Raw genomic sequence first — 19,860 nt, forward strand, 5'->3', positions numbered from 1 at the left:
TTGTGCTCGGGCCGTTGTTTCGACACGGACCAGGAAAGCCCTTCGGCCGTACGCGTACCGGCGGGAAACGGACGTCAAGGCGGGGCACGCGGCGCCGTCGGCCGGACCTACGGAATCCGGTCACCCGCGCGTGGCCCTCGGCCGCTCCCGGAGGTGGGCACCGGCTGGGGGCGCCGGGTGGTGAACCCTCCTACTCCTTGAGCCTGTCGGCCGCCACCATCACCGCCGCACCCGCCACGGCGAGCACGATGTTCACGAAGGTCGCGTAGGGACCGACGAAGTCCAGCCGCCGCACCAGCGTCCAGAACCGGAACCATCCCGTCCATTCATTGATGAGTCCGGCGACCCCCTGGACGAAGACGAGGAAGCCGACCGACTCGCAGATTTTCTTCATGGCGGGAGCCTCCCGGCTCCCGCCCGCCCGCCGCGTCGGCCACCGGTCTGCCTCGCCGCGCCGAAAGTCTCGCCTTCGGCGACTTTGGTGTCCCACTGCGCCGGGATCGCAGGCACCTGTGCCTGACCTGGGTAGTTTTGTCGTATGACGCGTACGGAGTACCCCTGGCTGCTGCCCTCGGCGATGGCCGACCCAGAGCTGCCCGGTGACCAGGCCGGCCGCTCCCGACGCACCGTGCGGGACTGGATCGTCGACCTCACCGCCTTCCTCTGCGCCGCCGGCCTCGGCCTGCTCGCCGCGTCGGCCCTCGACGCCGACCGCACCACCCCGGACGGCGTCGTCTTCGTCGACTGCCTGATCGGGGCCGCCGCCTGCTGCGCCCTGTGGGTGCGACGGCGGTGGCCGGTCGGCCTCGCGGTGGGCCTGATCCTGGTCTCCACCGTCGAACCGGTCGCCGCGGGCGCCCTGCTCGTGGCCCTGTTCAGCGTGGCCGTGCACCGGCCGTTCCGCCCCGTGGCGGTCATCGGGGCGCTCGCTCTGATCACGGCCCCCGTACAGCCGTATCTGCGGCCCGACCCGGGCACCTCGTTCACCGCGGCCACGGTCGTCGGCGTACTGCTGTCGCTGCTGGTGCTCAGCTGGGGCATGGTCGTACGGTCCAGACGCCAGTTGGTCGTCACGCTGCGCGAGCGCGCCCGCCGGGCCGAGACCGAGGCGGAGCTCCGCGCCGAACAGGCACAGCGGCTGGCCCGCGAAGCCATCGCCCGGGAGATGCACGATGTGCTCGCCCACCGGCTGACCCTCCTCAGCGTTCACGCCGGTGCCCTCGAATTCCGCCCCGACGCGCCTGCGGCCCAGGTGGCGCGGGCCGCCGGGGTCATCCGGGACAGCGCGCACGAGGCGCTCCAGGACCTCCGCGAGATCATCGGAGTCCTGCGCAGCCCGGGGGAGAGCGACGACAACCGGCCGCAGCCCACCCTCGCCACCCTGGACTCCCTGATCGACGAGTCCCGGCTGGCCGGTATGAGGGTCACCCTCGACAGCCGCATCACCGACCCCGCCGCGGCCCCCGCCGCCACCGGCCGCACGGTCTACCGCATCGCCCAGGAGGGCCTGACCAACGCCCGTAAACACGCACCGGGCGCCGAGGTCGGTGTCACCGTCGCCGGCGGTCCGGGGGACGGGCTCACCGTCGAGGTGCGCAATCCGGCGCCCACCGAACCGTTCGAGCAGGTCCCCGGCTCGGGCCAGGGGCTCATCGGCCTCACGGAACGCGCCATCCTGGCCGGGGGCCGTCTCGATCACGGACCGGAACCGGGCGGCGGCTTCGGCATCCGGGCCTGGCTGCCGTGGCCGGCCTGAGCGGCGCACGGCCCGCCAGGGTCTTTCGTTCGGATCGGGCCGGATCGGCGGGGCGGGGCGCGGTGCGCCGGGGCACGCGATCCCGGCCCGATCCGAACGAAAGGAGCCGAGGCCGCCGCGGACCGGGACACGTCAGGGGCCGCGGTCTGGCTACGGTTGTCGTCATGACCACCCCGACGCCCATGGAACCCGTGGCGCAGCCCGTCCGGCTGCTCATCGTCGACGACGACCCGCTCGTACGGGCCGGGCTCGCCCTCATGCTCGGCGGCGCCGACGACATCGACATCGTGGGGGAGGGGGCCGACGGCACCGAGGCCGTGGATCTCGTCGACCGGCTCCGCCCCGATGTGGTGCTGATGGACATCCGGATGCCGGCCATGGACGGGCTGACGGCGACCGAGGCGCTGCGGGCCCGCCCCGACGCACCGGAGGTCATCGTCCTGACGACGTTCCACGCCGACGAACAGGTGCTGCGGGCCATCCGCGCCGGAGCCGCGGGATTTGTCCTGAAGGACACCCCTCCGGCCCGGATCGTCGACTCGGTGCGGAGGGTGGCGGCCGGTGATCCGGTGCTGTCGCCCGCGGTGACCCGCCGGCTGATGGCCCGCGCCGCCGGTACCGGCCCCGGGTCCGGCCGAGGCGACCGGGTGGACCGCACCGACCGGGCGAGGCAGCGGATCGCGGCCCTCGCCGAACGGGAACGCGAGGTCGCGATCGCCGTCGGGCAGGGCCGTTCCAACGCCGAGATCGCCGCCACGCTCTACCTCAGCGTGGCGACCGTGAAGACCCAGGTGTCCCGGATCCTGGCCAAATTCGATTTCAACAACCGTGTCCAGATCGCGCTGTTGGTGCACGACGCGGGCCTGCTCGACGACGACGGCGCAGACCGGGCCACATAGGCTGAAGCCGTCGATCGCCAGCGATCGAGCCGATCAGACCGGGAGGGGCGATCTCATGTCCGATGCCAGTGTCCATGTCGACTTCGATCTGCGCGGGGTCAAGGACTTCACCGCGAATCCCTATCCGTACTACGAGAAGTTGCGTGCCACGGGTCCCGTGCACACCGTCCGTACCGACGACTTCGACCGGGTCTGGCTCGTGGTGGGGTACGACGAGGGCCGCGCCGTCCTCGCCGACCAGCGGTTCGGCAAGGAGTGGCAGGGGCTGGTGGACCGGCCCGACGGGCACGATCCGATCTTCGCCAACATGCTGGAGCTCGACGCACCCCACCACACCCGGCTGCGCAAGCTCGTCACCCGGGAGTTCACCGCACGCCGGGTCGAGGCCCTGCGCCCCCGCGTCCAGCAGATCACCGATGAACTCCTCGACGCGATGGTGCCGGCCGGGCGGGCCGATCTCGTGGACGCGCTCGCCTTCCCGCTGCCGATGACCGTCATCTGCGAACTGATCGGTGTGCCGGACCTGGACCGGAACGCCTTCCGCCGGCTGTCGAACAGCATCGTGACCCCGGCCACGCCGGAGCAGGAGCGCGAGGCCGTGGCCGCCATGGGGGCCTACCTCGGCGAACTCATCGAGGACAAGCGGTGCTCGCCCGGTGACGACCTGATGAGCGCGCTGGTCAAGGCGCGTGACGAGGAAGGGGACGGACTGTCGCCCGACGAGCTCGTGGGCATGGCTTTCCTGCTGCTCGTCGCCGGGCACGAGACCACGGTCAACCTGATCTCCAACGGGGTACGGGCGTTGCTCGACCATCCGGACCAACTGGCCGTGCTCCGTGCGGACTTCGATCTGATCGACGGGGCCGTCGAAGAAATGCTGCGGTACGACGGACCGGTGGAGACCGCCACGTTCCGCTTCCCTCGCGAAGCGGTCCGGGTCGGGCGGCGGGTCATTCCGGCGGGCGAGCCGGTCCTGGTCTCCCTGGCGGGCGCCGACCGCGACGCCGGCCGCTATCCGGAAGCGGACCGCTTCGATATCCGCCGCGACGCCCAGGGGCATCTGGCCTTCGGACACGGCATCCATTTCTGCCTGGGTGCGCCGCTGGCCCGGATGGAGGGCCGGATCGCGATCCGGTCGCTGCTGGAGCGGTGCCCCGGTCTCGTACGGGACACGGACGGCGGGGAGCCGGACTGGCTCCCCGGCATGCTGATCCGTGGGGTGCGCGGGCTGCCCGTCCGCTGGTGAGGTAAAAAGCTCTGCCATGACGGGACTTGATTTGCAGATGGCACAGAAGGTGCTCGACAGTCAGCCGTTCAGCGGGCTGGTCGGGGCGAGGATCACCGCCTTCGGGGACGGTGCGGCCACCCTGGAGGTGGACATCCGTCAGGAGCTCCAGCAGCAGAACGGCTTCGTACACGGCGGGGTCCTGGCCTACGCCGCCGACAACTCGATCACCTTCGCCGCCGGAACGACCCTCGGACCGGCCGTGCTGACCGGCGGCTTCTCCATCCAGTACGTCCGGCCCGCCACCGGCCGCACACTCGTCGCCCGCGCCGCAGTCGTGCACACCGGCCGCCGCCAGGCCGTGGTCCGCTGCGAGCTGTTCGCCACGGGGGAGGAGGGGGCGCGGACGCTCTGCGCGGTGGCCCAGGGGACCGTACTGTCCGCCACACCGTCCTGAAGCGCCTGTGCCCCGCTCCCGGCCGCCGGGAGCGGGGCACAGGGGGATTCACCCCGCGGCATGAGCGCCGGACCGGGCGGCCGCCCCCTCGGCGATCTCGGCGATCGCCACGGGGCGCCGCTCCCGCCGGGACACCTCGCACGCCTCCGCGATCAGCAGCGCGTACCACGCCTCCCGGCCGTCGCACGGATTGGGCAGCTCGCCCCGCACCACCCGTACGAACGCGTCCAGTTCCGCTTCGTACGCCGGGGCGAACCGCTCCAGGAAGCCCGGCCAGGGGCGGCGCGGCGCGGCCGGGCCCCGCGGCTCCGCCGAGGTGACCGGAGTGCGATCGTCCAGGCCGACCGTGAGCTGGCCGAGCTCGCCCGCCAGCTCCATCCGCACGTCGTAACCGGCGCCGTTGCAGCGAGTGGCCGTCGCCGTGGCCAGGGTGCCGTCGTCGAGAGTCAGCAGGGCCGCCGCCGTGTCGACGTCGCCCGCGGCCCGGAACATCCCCGGTCCGGCATCCGACCCGGTGGCGTACACCTCGGTCACCTCACGGCCCGTCACCCACCGCAGCATGTCGAAGTCATGGACCAGACAGTCCCGGTACAGCCCTCCGGAGAGCGGCAGATACGCGGCGGGCGGCGGTGCGGGGTCCATGGTCATGGCCCGTACGGTGTGCAGCCTGCCCAGCGCCCCGGCCCGCACCGCGGTGCGGGCCGCCTCGTACCCGGCGTCGAATCTGCGCATGAAGCCCAGTTGGAGGACGCTGCCCGCTCGGTCGACCTCGCACAGTGCGCCCAGCGTCCCCGGCAGGTCCAGCGCGATCGGCTTCTCGCAGAACGCGGGCAGCCCCGCGCGCGCGGCCTGCCCGATCAGATCCGCGTGCGCCGAGGTGGCCGAGGCGATCACCACGCCGTCCACGCCCGCGCCGAACACTTCGGCGGCGCTGTCCGCCGCCCTCGCACCGAGGCGGTCCGCGACCTCGGCAGCCCGCGCCCCGTCGGTGTCCGTCACCACCAGGGAGTCGACCGCGGGATGGCGGGCCAGCACGCCCGCGTGGAAGGAACCGATCCGGCCGGTGCCGATGAGTCCGATGCGCATGGACCCAACGTGCCGCCCACCGACTGCGCTGTCAACCATATGTCCTGACAAGGCGAGGCTTGTTCGATGTTCATGCTGTCCGGACAACAGGACGACCGCACTATCGGAGGTTCTGACGTGAGGGATACCCTCCACGCGTGCCCAAACCCACCACCGACCCCGCCGCACTCGAACTCGGTGTGGACCGCACCAGTCCGGTTCCGCTGTACTACCAGCTGGCCCAGCAGCTGGAAGCAGCCGTCGAGCAGGGTCGGCTGGCCCCGGGCAGCCTCCTCGGCAACGAGATCGAGCTCGCGGCCCGGCTCGGGCTGTCACGCCCCACCGTCCGCCAGGCCATCCAGTCACTGGTCGACAAGGGACTGATGGTCCGCCGCCGAGGCGTCGGCACCCAGGTGGTGCACAGCCGGGTCCGGCGCCCCCTCGAACTGAGCAGCCTGTACGACGACCTGGAGGCGGCGGGCGGACACCCCACGACCCGTGTCCTGCGCAACACCGTCGAGCCCGCCGGTGCCGAAGTCGCCGACGCCCTCGGCATCACCGAGGGCACCGACGTGCACCTCGTCGAGCGACTGCGGTACGCGCACGACGAGCCGCTGGCACTCCTGCGCAACCACCTGCCTCTCGGGATCGTCGGCCTGGAGACCGAACGGCTGGAGACCACCGGCCTCTACCGGATGATGCGCGGCGCCGGTATCACCCTGCACAGCGCCCGCCAGACCGTCGGCGCCCGGCTCGCCACCGCCCAGGAGGCGGCCGCACTCGCCGAGACCGAGGGGGCCGCGCTGCTGACGATGGAACGCACCACCTTCGACGACACCGGGCGCGCGGTCGAGTTCGGTTTCCACATCTACCGGGCCTCGCGCTATTCCTTCGACTTCCAGTTGCTCGTACGGTGACGGGGGTCACCCGGGCCCGCGACGGATGCGGACCCGGGGGGAGGGATGTGGCTTCCGGGACATCGTGTGCGGCGGCGTGAAGGAGACGGCGCCCGGGGGCGGCGTCGAGTTCTCCCACGCGGGGAACAGGCAGGCGAGGAACGGGCCCGGCCCGTCCGGACCGCCATCAACCGGAACGTCGACCTCCGACCTGCCGGGCGGCGCCGTCGGCGGCTCGGGGATACTTGGCCGGCAGAGCAGGGTGTGAACCGTCCCCGGTCCCACCAGGCAGCACAGCGAGCAGCACAAGAAGGGCATGGCGTCGTGGCAAGGGTTCGGACAGGGGTACGTGCGATGGGTGCCGTGCTTGCGGCGGTGCTCGGGGTTTCCCTCGTGGGATGCAGCAGCACCGGTGGCAAGCGTGCGGAGGAGCGCGCGGCGCGAGCTGCCGCCGAGGGCCGGTCCGCGGTGAACACGCCCCGCTGGACCTTCGCCATGGTCACGCACTCGGGCGACGGCGACACGTTCTGGGACATCGTCCAGCGGGGCGCCGAGCAGGCGGCCGTGAAGGACAACATCAAGTTCCTGTACTCGCACAACGACGAGGCGCAGCAGCAGGCCCAGCTCGTCCAGGCGGCCATCGACCAGAAGGTCGACGGGCTGATCGTCACGCTCGCCAAGCCCGACGCGATGAAGGACGTCGTGGCCAAGGCCACCAAGGCCGGTATCCCGGTGATCACGGTGAACTCGGGCTCCGCGGAGTCCAAGCAGTTCGGTGCGCTCAGTCATATCGGCCAGGACGAGTCCATCGCGGGCGAGGCGGTCGGCGACGAGCTCAACGCACGGGGCCGCAAGAAGGCCCTGTGCATCCTGCACGAGCAGGGCAACGTCGGCCACGAGCAGCGCTGCGCCGGGGCGAAGAAGACCTTCGACGGGCAGATGCAGAACCTGTACGTCGAAGGCACCAACATGCCCGACGTCCAGGCGTCCATCGAGGCCAAGCTCCAGGCCGACAAGAACATCGACGCGGTCGTCACACTCGGCGCGCCGTTCGCGGACGCCGCCGTCAAGGCGAAGAAGACCGCCGGCAGCAAGGCCGAGATCGACACCTTCGACCTGAACGCCAAGGTCGCCACGGCCCTCCAGGACAAGACTCTCGGCTTCGCGGTCGACCAGCAGCCCTACCTCCAGGGGTACGAGGCCGTGGACCTGCTCTGGCTCCACCGCTACAACGGCAATGTGCTCGGCGGCGGCCGCCCGGTTCTCACCGGCCCGCAGATCATCACCTCGAAGGACGCCGCCGAACTCGCCGAGTACACGAAGCGGGGCACCCGATGAGCACGGTGACCGGTCCACCCGCCCCGGCGGCCGTGGCCGACGAGCGGCTGCTGCGCACCTCACCGCTGCGCAAGCTGCTCGGCCGCCCCGAGCTCGGCTCGGTGGTCGGCGCCGCGGCCGTCTTCATCTTCTTCTCGATCGTCGCCGACAGCTTCCTGCGCACCTCCAGCCTCGGCACGGTGCTCTACGCGGCCTCCACCATCGGGATCATGGCCGCGCCGGTGGCGCTGCTGATGATCGGCGGCGAGTTCGACCTCTCCGCCGGCGTGCTGGTCACCAGCTCCGCGCTGATCTCGTCGATGTTCAGTTACCAGATGACGGCCAACGTCTGGGTCGGCGTCTTCGTGTCGCTGCTGGTCACGCTGGCCATCGGGGCCTTCAACGGCTTCATGCTGACCCGGACCAAACTGCCGAGCTTCATCATCACGCTCGGTACGTTCCTGATGCTGACCGGCCTCAATCTGGGCTTCACCAAGCTGATCAGCGGGACCGTGTCGACCAAGACCATCGGTGACATGGAGGGCTTCGACTCGGCACGTCAGGTCTTCGCCTCACAGTGGACCATCGGCGGCGTCGAGTTCAAGGTCACCATCCTGTGGTGGGCCGTGCTCGTCGCGATCGCCACCTGGATCCTGCTGCGCACCCGCTTCGGCAACTGGATCTTCGCGGTCGGCGGCGAGGCCGACGCGGCGCGCGCGGTCGGCGTCCCGGTGATCCGTACCAAGATCGGGCTCTACCTCGGGGTCGCCTTCGCCGCCTGGGTCTCGGGGCAGCATCTGCTGTTCTCGTACGACGTGGTGCAGTCCGGCGAGGGTGTCGGCAACGAACTGATCTACATCATCGCGGCCGTCATCGGCGGCTGTCTGATCACCGGCGGCTACGGCTCCGCGATCGGCTCCGCGGTCGGTGCCTTCATCTTCGGCATGACCAGCAAGGGCATCGTGTACGCGGAGTGGAACCCGGACTGGTTCAAGTTCTTCCTCGGAGCCATGCTGCTCCTGGCCACCCTGCTCAACGCATGGGTACGCAAGCGCGCGGAGGCGACGAAATGACGGCCCCCCAAGCACCGGCCGGCCAGGAGGCGCCCCACCGGGCGCTCGTCGAGCTGGACCGCGTCAGCAAGTTCTACGGCAACATCAAGGCACTCCAGGACGTCTCGCTGGAGGTCCACGCGGGGGAGATCTCCTGCGTCCTCGGCGACAACGGAGCCGGCAAGTCCACCCTGATCAAGATCATCGCGGGGCTGCACCGCCACGATGCCGGCACCTTTCTCATCGACGGCGAGGAGACCACCCTCGTCAACCCGCGCGACGCCCTCGACCGCGGCATCGCCACGGTCTACCAGGACCTGGCCGTCGTCCCCCTGATGCCGGTCTGGCGCAACTTCTTCCTCGGCTCCGAGCCGACCACCGGCGCGGGCCCGTTCAAACGGCTCGACGTGCGGCTGATGCGCGAGACGACCCGTTCCGAGCTGCTGCGCATGGGCATCGACCTGCGCGACGTCGACCAGCCGATCGGCACGCTCTCCGGCGGCGAGCGCCAGTGCGTCGCCATCGCACGGGCCGTCTACTTCGGGGCCAAGGTCCTCGTACTGGACGAGCCCACCGCCGCCCTCGGCGTCAAGCAGTCCGGGGTCGTCCTCAAGTACGTCGCGGCCGCCCGCGACGCGGGTCTCGGCGTGGTCCTCATCACGCACAACCCGCACCACGCGTTTCTCGTCGGTGACCGTTTCGTCCTTCTCAAGCGAGGCGCCATGTCCGGCAGCCACACCAGGGCGAACATCACCTTGGACGAGCTGACCCGCCAAATGGCGGGCGGCAGTGAGCTGGAGGAGCTCGGCCACGAACTGGAACGGGCCTCGGGGCCGACCCGTCTCGGCGGTCACCGCGGCACCGACGGCCCGCGGTAGCCCGGACCGATACCCACGCTCCCCCCACAGGTCCGCCCGCCGCGGCGCCCCAGCAGTGGCAGAATCGAGCCCGACGGGCACCGTCCGCCGCCGGGAGCACCGCCTCCGGCCCCCCAGACCCCGCAGGGACGATGAGCACGTACCGCGACTTCACACACCGCGGCTCCGCCCGCGCCACCGTCCTGCGGACCGTGGGCACCCGGGAGCGACGCTCGCACCTCACGGCGCCACGGGTACCCACCGTCGGCATCGACATCGGGGGCACGAAGGTGATGGCAGGCGTCGTCGACGCCGACGGCAACATCCTGGAGCAGCTGCGCACCGAGACGCCGGACAAGTCCAAGAGCCCCAAAGTCGTCGAGGACACCATCGTCGAACTGGTCCTGGACCTCTCCGACCGGCACGATGTGCACGCCGTCGGCATCGGGGCGGCGGGCTGGGTCGACGCGGACCGCTCCAAGGTGCTCTTCGCCCCGCACCTCGCATGGCGCGACGAACCGCTGCGCGACGCCCTCGCCTCCCGCCTCGTCGTCCCCGTCATGGTCGACAACGACGCCAACACCGCCGCCTGGGCCGAGTGGCGCTTCGGAGCGGGCCGAGGCGAGGACCACCTGGTCATGATCACGCTCGGTACCGGCATCGGCGGCGCGATCCTGGAGGACGGTCAGGTCAAGCGCGGCAAGTACGGCGTCGCCGGTGAGTTCGGTCACATGCAGGTGGTTCCCGGAGGGCATCGCTGCCCGTGCGGGAACCGCGGCTGCTGGGAGCAGTACAGCTCCGGCAACGCGCTCGTCCGCGAGGCCAAGGAACTGGCCGCGGCCGACTCCCCGGTGGCCCACGGCATCATCGAGCGGGTGAAAGGGAACATTCCCGACATCACCGGGCCGCTCATCACCGAACTGGCCCGCGAGGGCGACGCGATGTGCGTCGAGCTCCTCCAGGACATCGGGCAGTGGCTCGGCGTCGGCATCGCCAACCTCGCCGCCGCGCTCGACCCCTCCTGCTTCGTCATCGGCGGCGGCGTCAGCGCCGCCGACGACCTGCTGATCGGCCCCGCCAGGGACGCCTTCAAACGCCACCTCACCGGCCGCGGCTACCGCCCCGAGGCCCGGATCGCGAAGGCACAGCTGGGGCCGGAGGCAGGTATGGTCGGCGCCGCCGACCTGGCCCGGCTGGTGGCCCGCAGATTCCGCCGTGCCAACCGTCGCCGCGTCGAGCGGTACGAGCGGTACGCCCAGATCTACGACCAGGCCGCCAGCACCATCCGGAACACGCGCAACACTCGCACCTCCTAGGGATCCCCAGAGACATGACCGCAGCCGAGCACCCCGTCCTGCCGCACCAGTCCTCGCCACCCGACGACGACAAGCGGCCGCAGGACCGGCGCCGGATGATCCGCCGCCGTCTGATCACGGCGACCATCATCGTGCTGCTCATCGGCATCCCGGCCGGCTATCTGCTGATCTCCGCCGGACAGAGCCGCCGCTCCGGCCAGAACAAGGAGGCCGAGGCCTCCGCACAGGGGCTGCGCGAGGGCTGGCCGTCCCGGTTGCAGCGCCGGATCTTCGAGCTGCCGATGCCCGGCAACTCCCTGGACGTGCAGTACTACGAGACCAACAACTGGAAGGCCAGCAGGCTGTACGTGGAGTTCCGCACCACGTCCGCCGGGCTCGACCGGTTCCTGAGCCGATTGGGCAGCGGCCGCGCCGCCCTGCAGGCCGGAGAGGTCGCCATCAGTGCCCGCGACCAGAAGATCTCGGGCTGGAGCTTCGGGCCCGGCGTCGAGTGGGCGAGCACCACGCACACCAACGAGCGCCCGCGCCCCACCCAGAACATCACCGTGAACATGACCGATCCGATGAACCCTGTCGTCTATGTCGTGTCCGCGGCGACCCCCTGAACGGTCCGGGTACTCCGGCGGCGCGCGTCCGACGAACGGTCACACCGCAGGAACCACAGCCAGGGTCCCGCGTTCGGATCAAGTCCGGCGTGATCCCGACGAGAGGCCCTGAACGCCGCCGGGCACCCCGAAGACACCAGCCACCCACTGATCCAGCCTCACGCCGAAGTCCGCGGCCGAGGCGATGGCTGAGGCAGGGAGACAACCGGCGTCATCGGGACCGGCAGCAAAATCCACGTCGGCCCAACCACCCCGGAACAGGACAACCGACAGCTCGGCCCCTGCCGGACCCGAGATGACGACCCCCAGCGAGTCTGGGTCAGGCACCAGGCCTCTCTCGCTCTCCAGCGGCTGAGGCCATGACGCCTCCGCGTCCCGCCAGGTCACCCGGCCCACTTCGAGGCCGGCCGATCGCCAGGCCACCGCCCGCTCGACGAGAACGGCAGCCGCCTCGTCGAGATCAACGACTCTGTCCATCGGGGGATCATCCCGCATGGACGAATTCCCGCGTCCGGTCGTCCGGGGACCGGACCGCCGGGCGTGGCCGATGCGTGCTCCTGCTTCTTCCGAACGTGCCCCTCGGCACGGCGAGCGTGAACGTGGCCGCGGCGGCGCGTGCGCGGCAGATACCGCGGGGCCGCCACGGCCGGCGAGGAGCCCGGCCCCGCGCTACTCGCTCAGTCCCACGACGCCCCAGCCCCGTCGGGTGGCCTCGGTCAGAACGCGCCCCCAGTCCTCCAGCAGGTCGGTGAACCCGTCGAAGTGCCCGATCCACCCACTGGCTACGGCTGCGTTCTCGGCGAAGACCCCGCGCAGCTCGCCGAGGCGGGGTCGTAGAGAGCCCGTCGTACGTCGGACGCGCGGTCGCGGCGCTGGCCCGCGACGTCGACGTCGCGCCCCGGAACGGCCAGTCGCTGTCCAGCGGGCAACTCGCACAGGAATACGGCTTCACCGACCTCGACGGCTCACGCCCGGACTGCCAGCGTTACCTGGTCGAGGTCGACAACGACCCATCTTGCTTGCTCAGGCCCTTCGATTCGTCGGCCTGGCTTCAACCCAATCCGGCACACGCACCGATGCCAGGAACTTCTCATTGAACGCCAGCATCCACGCCAGCGCGATCAGGCAGACGACCGGGATCACGATCAGCAGCACGTGGAACGTGATCGGGTGTGAGCGGCTGAACGCGTCGCCGTTGATCCCGAACAGCGTCACAGGACCGGCGACGACGAGGGGCACCACCACCCAGAAGAACAGGTAGGTCCGGATCACCTCGCTCATGCGCAGCTCGGCCTCGCCCATCAAGAAGATGCATCGATGACGAGCGACGACGACCGAGCTCAAGGAATCCGAAGCGGCTGGCCCGCAACAGCCCGCGGCCGTGGATCAGCAGCTGGTCGACGAGCTGGTGAGCCGGGCCGAGAGTGAGGGCCTCCAGCTGACCGGCGAGGGCGGGCTGTTGCACCAGCTGACCAAGCCTCTCCGGGTATTCGGCGGTTCTAAGCGCGCTGAGCCCACTTCGGTGTCCAGAACCCGCTGTCGGGGCGGCCGGGGTATCTAGAGGTGAGGTGGCTACGCAACGCAGTGAGGGCAGGGTGCGGGTTGTCGGTGCGCCAGATCAGTGAGTGCGGGTAGACCGGGGTCGGGTCGTGCAGGGGGATGCGCCGCAGGTCGTGGCCGACAGGCCAGACCAGTGGGGTCTGCTCGCTGACGAAGGTCGCCAGTGTCGAGGAGTCCGCGATCGTGTCGAGGAGGGGCTCGATACCGAAATTCGGGCCGGTCGATTCGATGGTGAGACCGAACGTGGCCGCGAGTTCGTCATAGTAGGCGGCCCACTCGGTGCCAGGCATGTTGCCGGGCATCCAGATCCGGCGCCCGGCGAGCTGGGCGGGAGCGATCGCACGGGCGGCGGCGAACTCGTGTGCCGGTCCGGTGAACAGGAGCAGTGGCTCGTCGAAGACCGGAGTGGCCTCTATATCGTCGGGGAGTTGCCGGCCCGGCATGGTCACGGCGCGGAAGGTCGCGTCGATCGTCCCGGACCGGACGGCGGCGATGGCCGTGTCGGAATCGAACAGGGTCACGACATCAAGATCGGTCTCGGGATACGCACGGTGGAAGTCGCGCAGCAGACCCGCCACCGAGAGCCTGCGGCCGATCACGTCGACGCGCAACGCCCGGCGTCCTGGCCGCACGGAAGCGGCTGCGCGTTCCTCGGCTTGGAGGAGAGCCCGGGCGTAAGGCAGGAACGCCTGCCCGTCGATGGTGAGCCGGGCTCCACGGGCCGTACGGCTGAACAACTGCACACCGAGGTTCTTCTCCAGCACGGCGATGCGCTTGGAGACGGCCTGTGGAGTGATCGACAAGTTGGTGGCGGCTTCTTGGAACTGTCCCGCGTCCACGGCGGTGACGAAGGTGTGCACGGCAGTGAGGTCCACGCTGACCATCCTAGGTGAACAACCAATTGTTGAGTGCGATCGGCGAAATGGTTGTTTGATCCAGTACTCCATGCTCGCTTTGATGTCTCTGGTCAACATGCGGTTTGGCAAGCAGCGCGGCAGGGGGAGTGCTGCCCGGCAGCCGGGTGGCTGCTGGGCCTGCATTTCAGAGGATCGGACTGATCGCGTTCACGGGCGGTACGACCCATTGGCCGCCCCGTCGGCGTGACCGCATCGCGACGGGTCGAGACGTCCAGCCATCTGCCGATGCCGGTGCGGTGGGCCACCGACAAGGCCACCATCGCGTCTCTCGCCGGGATGGGGCTTCCTACTCACCCCGGAGGCGACCCACACGTGCCGGATTCCTTCGTTCACCTGCACAATCACACTGAATACTCGATGCTGGACGGCGCACAGAAGCTGAAGCCGATGTTCGGCGAGGTGGCCCGTCAGGGGATGCCTGCGATCGCGATGAGCGACCACGGCAATGTGTTCGGCGCCTATGAGTTCGCGCAGGTCGCGAAGAGCTTCGAGGGGATCAGGCCGATCATCGGCATCGAGGCGTACGTGGCGCCTTCCTCTCGGTTCGTCCGGAAGCAGGAGTTCTGGGGGCCGGGAGGCCGTCGCGCCACGAGCGCTGACGGTGAGGGGGCGAAGGATGTTTCCGGTGGCGGCCGTTTCACTCACATGACCATGTGGGCGCGGAACGTCGAGGGCCTGCGGAACCTCTTCCGGCTCAGCACGCAGGCCAGTTATGAGGGGCAGTTCCCGGCCGGAAAGCCGCGTATGGACCGGGAGTTGATCGCTGAACGACCAAACGGAATCATCGCCACCACAGGCTGCCCGTCCGGCGAGATTCAGACCCGTCTGCGGCTGAACCAGTACGACGAGGCGAAGGCCGCTGCTGCGGCCTACCAGGAGATCTTCGGCCGCGAGAACTACTTCCTGGAGCTGATGGACCACGGCCTGGACATCGAGCGTGAGGTCCGCGAGGGCCTGCTGCGCCTGGCCAAGGAACTGAGAATTCCGCTCCTGGCCACCAACGACGCGCACTACGTCACCGAGGACCGGGCCGACGCTCACGACAGCCTGCTGTGCATCGGTGTCGGCAAGAACAAGGACGACCCGGGCCGCTTCCGTTTCAACGGCTCCGGCTACTACCTCAGGACAGCCGCTGAGATGCGCAGCCTGTTTTCGGAGCTCCCGGAAGCCTGCGACAACACCCTGCTGATCGCCGAGCGCATCGAGTCCTACGACGAGGTCTTCGACCACGTCGACGAGATGCCGCGGTTCCCGGACGTGCCCGAGGGCGAGACCCAGGAGTCGTGGCTGCGCAAGGAAGTTCTCAAGGGTCTGGCCATGCGCTACGGGGCACCGGTTCCCCCACACATCCTGGATCGCTTCGAGACCGAGATGTCGGTCATTGGCCCCATGGGCTTCAGCTCCTACTTCCTCGTCGTGGCGGACATCTGCCACCACGCCCGGGCGAACAAGATTCCGCTCGGTCCCGGCCGAGGCTCGGCCACCGGCTCCGTCGTCGCCTATGCCACCCGCATCACCGAGCTGTGCCCCCTGGAACACGGCCTGCTGTTCGAGCGCTTTCTGAACCCCGAGCGCATCAACCCGCCGGATGTGGACCTCGACTTCGACGACCGTCAGCGCGACCGGATGGTCCGCTACGTCACCGAGAAGTACGGCGAGGAGTACACCGCCATGGTGAACACGTTCGGCAAGATCAAGGCCAAGAACGCGATCAAGGACTCCTCGCGCATCCTCGGCTACCCCTACGCCCACGGCGAGCGGATCACCAAGGCGCTCCCGCCGGACCAGAACGGCAAGTCCGCCCCGCTGGCTGCCCTCTTCGACTCCTCCCACGAGCGGTATGGCGAGGCAGGCGAGATCCGGCAGATGTATGACACCGAGCAGGATGTGAAGCGGGTCATCGACACCGCCCGCGGGGTGGAGGGTCTCACCCGCGGCACCGGTGTGCACGCCGCGGCGGTGATCCTTTCCAAGACGAAGCTCACCGACCGTATCCCGCTGCACATGCGCGCCGCGGACGGCGTGAAGATCACCGGCTTCGACTACCCGTCCTGCGAAGCCATGGGTCTGATCAAGATGGACTTCCTCGGGCTTCGGAACCTGGGAGTCATCGACCAGGCCATCGAGAACATCCGCGATAACCGGGGCATCGGCCTGGCCACCGTGGATCCCCTGGACGGCGACCCGTCCACCGTCGTGATCCCTCTGGACGACGCCAGGACATACCGGCTGCTGGCCGAGGGCAACACATTCGGTGTCTTCCAGCTCGACGGCGGCGGCATGCGCGTACTGCTGAAGCAGATGGAACCCACCCGGTTCGAGGACATCGCTGCGGTCAACGCCCTCTACCGGCCCGGCCCCATGGCAGCCAACGCGCACACCAACTACGCACACCGCAAGACCGGCCGCCAGGAAATCACCCCGATCCATCCCGAGCTACGCGACGCACTGGAGCCGATCCTCGGCAACACCTTCCACCTGCTCGTCTACCAGGAGCAGATCATGGCCATCGCCCGGGAGCTGGCCGGGTACACCCTCGGCGGCGCCGACCTGCTGCGCCGTGCGATGGGCAAGAAGAAACCGGAGGTGCTGGCCGCGGAGTGGGACAAGTTCCACGACGGCATGCGGGGCAACGGGTACAACGAGGAAGCCATCAAGGCTCTGTGGGACGTCATGCTCCCGTTCTCGGGCTACGCCTTCAACAAGTCCCACACCGCCGGCTACGGCCTCGTCTCGTACTGGACCGCCTACCTCAAGGCCAACTATCCGGCCGAGTACATGGCCGCCCTGCTCACCTCGGTCGGCGACGACAAGGACAAGGCCGCGATCTACCTCGCCGACGCCCGCAAGAACGGCGTCCGCGTCCTCCAGCCCGACGTGAACGAGTCCGTCGCCGAGTTCACCGCCGTCGGCGACGACGTACGGTTCGGGCTGCGGTCCGTACGCAACGTCGGCGACAACGTCATCGAGGCCATCGTCGATGCCCGCCGCCGGAAAGGGAAATTCACTTCCTTCTCCGACTTCCTCGACAAGGCCGACCTGCCCGCACTGAACAAACGAGCTGTGGAGTCCCTGATCAAGGCCGGCACCTTCGACTCCCTGGGGCATTCCAGCAAGGGCCTCACTGCCATTCACGAGGACGCTGTCGACGCGATCATCCCCGTGAAGAAAGCGGCAAGCTTCGGACAAGATGATCTCTTCGCCGATCTGAGCGACGAAGGAAGCGGCGAACCGGCCTTCGGGCTCGACTTCCCCATCGACGACTCGGAGTGGCCCCGCAGGCAACTCCTGGCGACCGAACGCGAAATGCTCGGTCTCTACGTCTCAGCCCATCCGCTGGACGGTGCCGAGCACGTCCTCTCCGGCGCACGGGACTGCTCCATCGCCGAACTGCTCGCGTCCGGCCGCACCACCGGGGACGTGCAGCTCTCCGGCCTGATCACCGGCATCCAGCTCAAGATGACCAAACAGGGCAACGCCTGGGCCATTGTGAACCTCGCTGACCGGGATGCCGCCGTCGAGGTCCTCTTCTTCCCCGCCGCCTACCAACTCGTGCAGCACGCACTGGCCGAGGACAACGTCATCTCCGTCAAGGGCAAGATCGAAGACCGGGACGGAACCGTGAACATCTTCGGCAGAGAACTCGCGGTACTGGACGTGTCCTCCGCCGAACACGGTGGGAAACCCCCCCGTGCGGCTTGTGCTCCCCGCCCACCGGATCACCGAACAGACCGTCGGAGAACTCAAGCGCATCCTTGCGGACCACCCGGGCGACAGCCCAGTCCACCTCAGCGTCCGCAGCGCACGCAAGACGACCGTCTACGCCCTGCAAGCCAAGGTGGACGCCACCACCGTCGCCTCTGACGTGAAAGGCACGTTCGGAGCTGACGCGTGGGCGGGCCTGGCCGGCCTGGCATGAGGATCCCGGCCGCCATCCGGCCAGGCCATGCGGAACGGTTGGGACGCCAGCGTCACGACGGCGGGATCGAAGTCCAGAGCCACTACCGCGCCGCGCTCCACCCACGATTCATGGCGCCAGGGCCTTGAACGCCGGGCGCAGTAGGGCGGCGATGCGGTCGGCTGGGGCATCACGAAGAGCGGCCAGGTGGAGGAACTGGTGGCCGATGGTGACGCCCAGCAAGGTAGTGACGAACAGTGCGGCGCGCAGCTCGGGGTCCTCGGCTGCGGGCAAGGCGGCGCTGACGCTGTCGATCTGCCGATCGAGGGTGACGCGGACGTGATCGGCTGCTGCCGGGTCGGTGAGCATGGAGCGCATCATCGCCAGCGTGCCCTCGGGAAGGCCGCCGAGCTTGAGGTCGAGCGTGGCCAGCAGCTGATCGACGAGTGCGTCGGTGTCAGTGGTTGCCGGCAGCACGGGAAGCGCCTGCACGGCTTGGGTGAAAAGTTCGCGCTTCGAGCCGAAGTACTGCATGACCAGAGCCGGGTCGACGCTCGCCGCAGTCGCCACGGCGCGGATGGTGGTGCGATCGAATCCCTTCTCTGCGAACAGTTCCCGGGCGCTGTCGAGGATGCGCGCCTCGGTCGCTCGACGGCGGTCGGCGCGGGACTGGCGAGGAGTGGACACCCATTCACTCTACAGCCGTTGACCGAACTTCCGGCCGACCCTACGGTAAGTGGGTCAACAAGTGTTGAGCGGATGGAGGCCCCTGTGTCGCATGTGGATACACCTGCTGTTCGCACCCCTCGCGAGGTGCTGAACCGCTACTACCAGGCCATGCTCGACAAGTCACCAGACGATCTCGCCGACCTCTATGCCACGGACGCGGTGCACGAGTTCCCGTTCACCTCTCCCGGCTTCCCTCCGCGCTACGAGGGAAGCGAGGCAGTGCGCGCGGGATACCGGGCGGCCTGGGGCACAAGCCCCGTCCAGGTGCAGGAGGTCAGGAAGATCGCGGCCTACGAGACCGCCGATCCGGAAGTGATCATCGCCGAGCACGTCGTGGTAGGAACGCTGCCGACCAGACGCACCAACTTCACCGTTCCCGGTCTTTTGATACTCCGCATCCACAGCGGACTGATCACGCGGGCCCGCGACTACATGGACAGCTCGGGAGTCGTCGGCGCCAGAGGATGAAAGCCGGACTGACAGGGGAGGACCAGCTCACTGAGGCCCAAGGTGAATCGGACCAGATTCCTTGAGACGGGCCCATGTCCTTGGAGACGGCACATCAACGGTCATGAGTACACGCCGGCGAGCACGTATTTGGACTCTCGCCGTTCGCGCTGCCTCGTCGGCTGATGACTGTTCTCGGCCCGGTTGTTCAGGCCCTTGTGCGAGCGGTGCTCGACCGAAGGCATGACCTCGCGGTGGGCCGCGCCGTAGGAGCGGAGCTTGTTCGTGACGATCACCTGTGGCACCGTGCGGGTCGTCTTCAGCAGGCGGTGGAAGAAGCGCTGGGCCGCGGTCTTGTCCCGGCGGGACTGGACGAGGATGTCCAGGAAGTTGCCGTTCTGGTCGACGGCTCGCCACAGGTACTTCTGCTCGCCGTTGATCTTGATGAAGACCTCGTCCAGGTGCCACGTCCGGCCTCGCACGCCGGCGGGGCCGGCCGTTGGCGTAGGCCTGCCCGAACTTCGCACACCGGCGCCGGACGGTCTCGTGGGAGACGACACTGCGCCCGCGCACTGAATGGCCCTGTGGGGATGGACGGGAATGCTGCTGCCGGATCGAGGGCGCTCGTGCTCAGAGTGGAGATGCGGCGGCAGCCGGCCGGGGCACACTGTGCGCTCGGCCACCCAGCGGTGGCGTCCCGGCCTCGGTTCCGATCGGTTCTCGAGAGTCAGAGGTCGACCTCTTGACCTGTAGGGTCCCAGCCGCTAGCTTGCGGTAGCCGTCGACCCATGACCACCGATAAGGAGGCGACCAGCGGATGTACACCAGCTCTGATCTCGCTCGCCTCGCCCGGTGCACGGTCTG

16 protein-coding genes and 3 pseudogenes are annotated in these 19,860 nt (G+C 69.0%); 13 read left to right on the forward strand and 6 right to left on the reverse strand.

Features of this window, described 5'->3' with window-relative positions; translation table 11 throughout:
- Nucleotides 1-190: 190 nt before the first annotated feature.
- Nucleotides 191-394 (reverse strand): hypothetical protein, encoded by a 204-nt coding sequence (locus tag ACF1B9_RS17270; protein ID WP_351080885.1) that lies wholly within the window; start codon nucleotides 392-394, stop codon nucleotides 191-193.
- Between the two features lie 144 nt (nucleotides 395-538).
- Between ACF1B9_RS17270 and ACF1B9_RS17275 the strand changes: the two genes are divergently transcribed.
- The 4 genes from ACF1B9_RS17275 (at nucleotide 539) to ACF1B9_RS17290 (ending at nucleotide 4,337) form a co-directional block, all read left to right on the forward strand.
- On the forward strand, nucleotides 539-1,756 hold the full coding sequence (locus tag ACF1B9_RS17275; RefSeq protein WP_391740652.1) for a sensor histidine kinase: 1,218 nt from the start codon (nucleotides 539-541) through the stop codon (nucleotides 1,754-1,756).
- Between the two features lie 164 nt (nucleotides 1,757-1,920).
- Nucleotides 1,921-2,655 carry a response regulator gene (locus ACF1B9_RS17280; protein WP_391740653.1) on the forward strand — a complete coding sequence of 245 codons (735 nt, stop codon included), beginning with the start codon at nucleotides 1,921-1,923 and terminating at the stop codon, nucleotides 2,653-2,655.
- Nucleotides 2,656-2,710: 55 nt separating this feature from the next.
- Nucleotides 2,711-3,901: a cytochrome P450 gene (locus ACF1B9_RS17285; RefSeq protein ID WP_391740654.1), complete on the forward strand. Its 1,191-nt coding sequence runs from the start codon at nucleotides 2,711-2,713 to the stop codon at nucleotides 3,899-3,901.
- 16 nt (nucleotides 3,902-3,917) lie between these two features.
- On the forward strand, nucleotides 3,918-4,337 hold the full coding sequence (locus ACF1B9_RS17290) for a PaaI family thioesterase (protein WP_391740655.1): 420 nt from the start codon (nucleotides 3,918-3,920) through the stop codon (nucleotides 4,335-4,337).
- A gap of 48 nt (nucleotides 4,338-4,385) precedes the next feature.
- Here the strand turns inward: ACF1B9_RS17290 and ACF1B9_RS17295 are convergent, their stop codons facing one another.
- A complete protein-coding gene (locus ACF1B9_RS17295) occupies nucleotides 4,386-5,423 on the reverse strand; it encodes a Gfo/Idh/MocA family oxidoreductase (RefSeq protein WP_391740656.1) in 1,038 nt (345 codons plus the stop codon).
- 137 nt (nucleotides 5,424-5,560) lie between these two features.
- Between ACF1B9_RS17295 and ACF1B9_RS17300 the strand changes: the two genes are divergently transcribed.
- The 7 genes and pseudogenes from ACF1B9_RS17300 to ACF1B9_RS17330 form a co-directional block, all read left to right on the forward strand.
- Nucleotides 5,561-6,319, forward strand: a complete 759-nt coding sequence (locus ACF1B9_RS17300) for a GntR family transcriptional regulator (RefSeq protein WP_391740657.1) — start codon at nucleotides 5,561-5,563, stop codon at nucleotides 6,317-6,319.
- A 333-nt stretch (nucleotides 6,320-6,652) separates the two neighbouring features.
- A complete protein-coding gene (locus ACF1B9_RS17305) occupies nucleotides 6,653-7,636 on the forward strand; it encodes a sugar ABC transporter substrate-binding protein (RefSeq protein WP_391740658.1) in 984 nt (327 codons plus the stop codon).
- Nucleotides 7,633-8,688 carry an ABC transporter permease gene (locus ACF1B9_RS17310; protein ID WP_391740659.1) on the forward strand — a complete coding sequence of 352 codons (1,056 nt, stop codon included), beginning with the start codon at nucleotides 7,633-7,635 and terminating at the stop codon, nucleotides 8,686-8,688. The genes ACF1B9_RS17305 and ACF1B9_RS17310 overlap by 4 nt, the downstream gene beginning before the upstream one ends.
- Nucleotides 8,685-9,545: an ATP-binding cassette domain-containing protein gene (locus ACF1B9_RS17315; RefSeq protein ID WP_391740660.1), complete on the forward strand. Its 861-nt coding sequence runs from the start codon at nucleotides 8,685-8,687 to the stop codon at nucleotides 9,543-9,545. The genes ACF1B9_RS17310 and ACF1B9_RS17315 overlap by 4 nt, the downstream gene beginning before the upstream one ends.
- Nucleotides 9,546-9,676: 131 nt before the next feature.
- On the forward strand, nucleotides 9,677-10,840 hold the full coding sequence (locus ACF1B9_RS17320) for an ROK family glucokinase (protein WP_124721377.1): 1,164 nt from the start codon (nucleotides 9,677-9,679) through the stop codon (nucleotides 10,838-10,840).
- Nucleotides 10,841-10,854: 14 nt separating this feature from the next.
- Nucleotides 10,855-11,445, forward strand: coding sequence for a hypothetical protein (locus ACF1B9_RS17325; RefSeq protein ID WP_391740661.1), 591 nt, complete (start codon nucleotides 10,855-10,857; stop codon nucleotides 11,443-11,445).
- A gap of 830 nt (nucleotides 11,446-12,275) precedes the next feature.
- A pseudogene (locus ACF1B9_RS17330) lies at nucleotides 12,276-12,542 on the forward strand (hypothetical protein); the annotation flags it as partial.
- Here ACF1B9_RS17330 and ACF1B9_RS17335 read toward each other — a convergent pair.
- A complete protein-coding gene (locus ACF1B9_RS17335) occupies nucleotides 12,469-12,747 on the reverse strand; it encodes a hypothetical protein (protein WP_391740662.1) in 279 nt (92 codons plus the stop codon). The pseudogene ACF1B9_RS17330 and the gene ACF1B9_RS17335 sit on opposite strands and share 74 nt — an antisense overlap.
- A gap of 197 nt (nucleotides 12,748-12,944) precedes the next feature.
- Entirely contained in the window at nucleotides 12,945-13,880 is a 936-nt protein-coding gene (locus ACF1B9_RS17340) for a LysR family transcriptional regulator (protein ID WP_391740663.1), read from the reverse strand.
- A 354-nt stretch (nucleotides 13,881-14,234) separates the two neighbouring features.
- Here ACF1B9_RS17340 and dnaE point away from each other — a divergent pair.
- Nucleotides 14,235-17,841 (forward strand): annotated as a pseudogene (gene dnaE, locus ACF1B9_RS17345) (DNA polymerase III subunit alpha).
- Nucleotides 17,842-17,949: 108 nt separating this feature from the next.
- Here the strand turns inward: dnaE and ACF1B9_RS17350 are convergent.
- On the reverse strand, nucleotides 17,950-18,507 hold the full coding sequence (locus tag ACF1B9_RS17350) for a TetR/AcrR family transcriptional regulator (protein ID WP_391740664.1): 558 nt from the start codon (nucleotides 18,505-18,507) through the stop codon (nucleotides 17,950-17,952).
- A gap of 84 nt (nucleotides 18,508-18,591) precedes the next feature.
- Here ACF1B9_RS17350 and ACF1B9_RS17355 point away from each other — a divergent pair, with 84 nt between their 5' ends.
- Nucleotides 18,592-19,017, forward strand: a complete 426-nt coding sequence (locus ACF1B9_RS17355; RefSeq protein ID WP_391740665.1) for a nuclear transport factor 2 family protein — start codon at nucleotides 18,592-18,594, stop codon at nucleotides 19,015-19,017.
- 113 nt (nucleotides 19,018-19,130) lie between these two features.
- Here ACF1B9_RS17355 and ACF1B9_RS17360 read toward each other — a convergent pair.
- Nucleotides 19,131-19,554 (reverse strand): annotated as a pseudogene (locus ACF1B9_RS17360) (IS6 family transposase); the annotation flags it as partial.
- Nucleotides 19,555-19,860: the final 306 nt, after the last annotated feature.

This window comes from Streptomyces sp. NPDC014727, assembly GCF_043083485.1.
Taxonomy (GTDB): Bacteria; Actinomycetota; Actinomycetes; order Streptomycetales; family Streptomycetaceae; genus Streptomyces.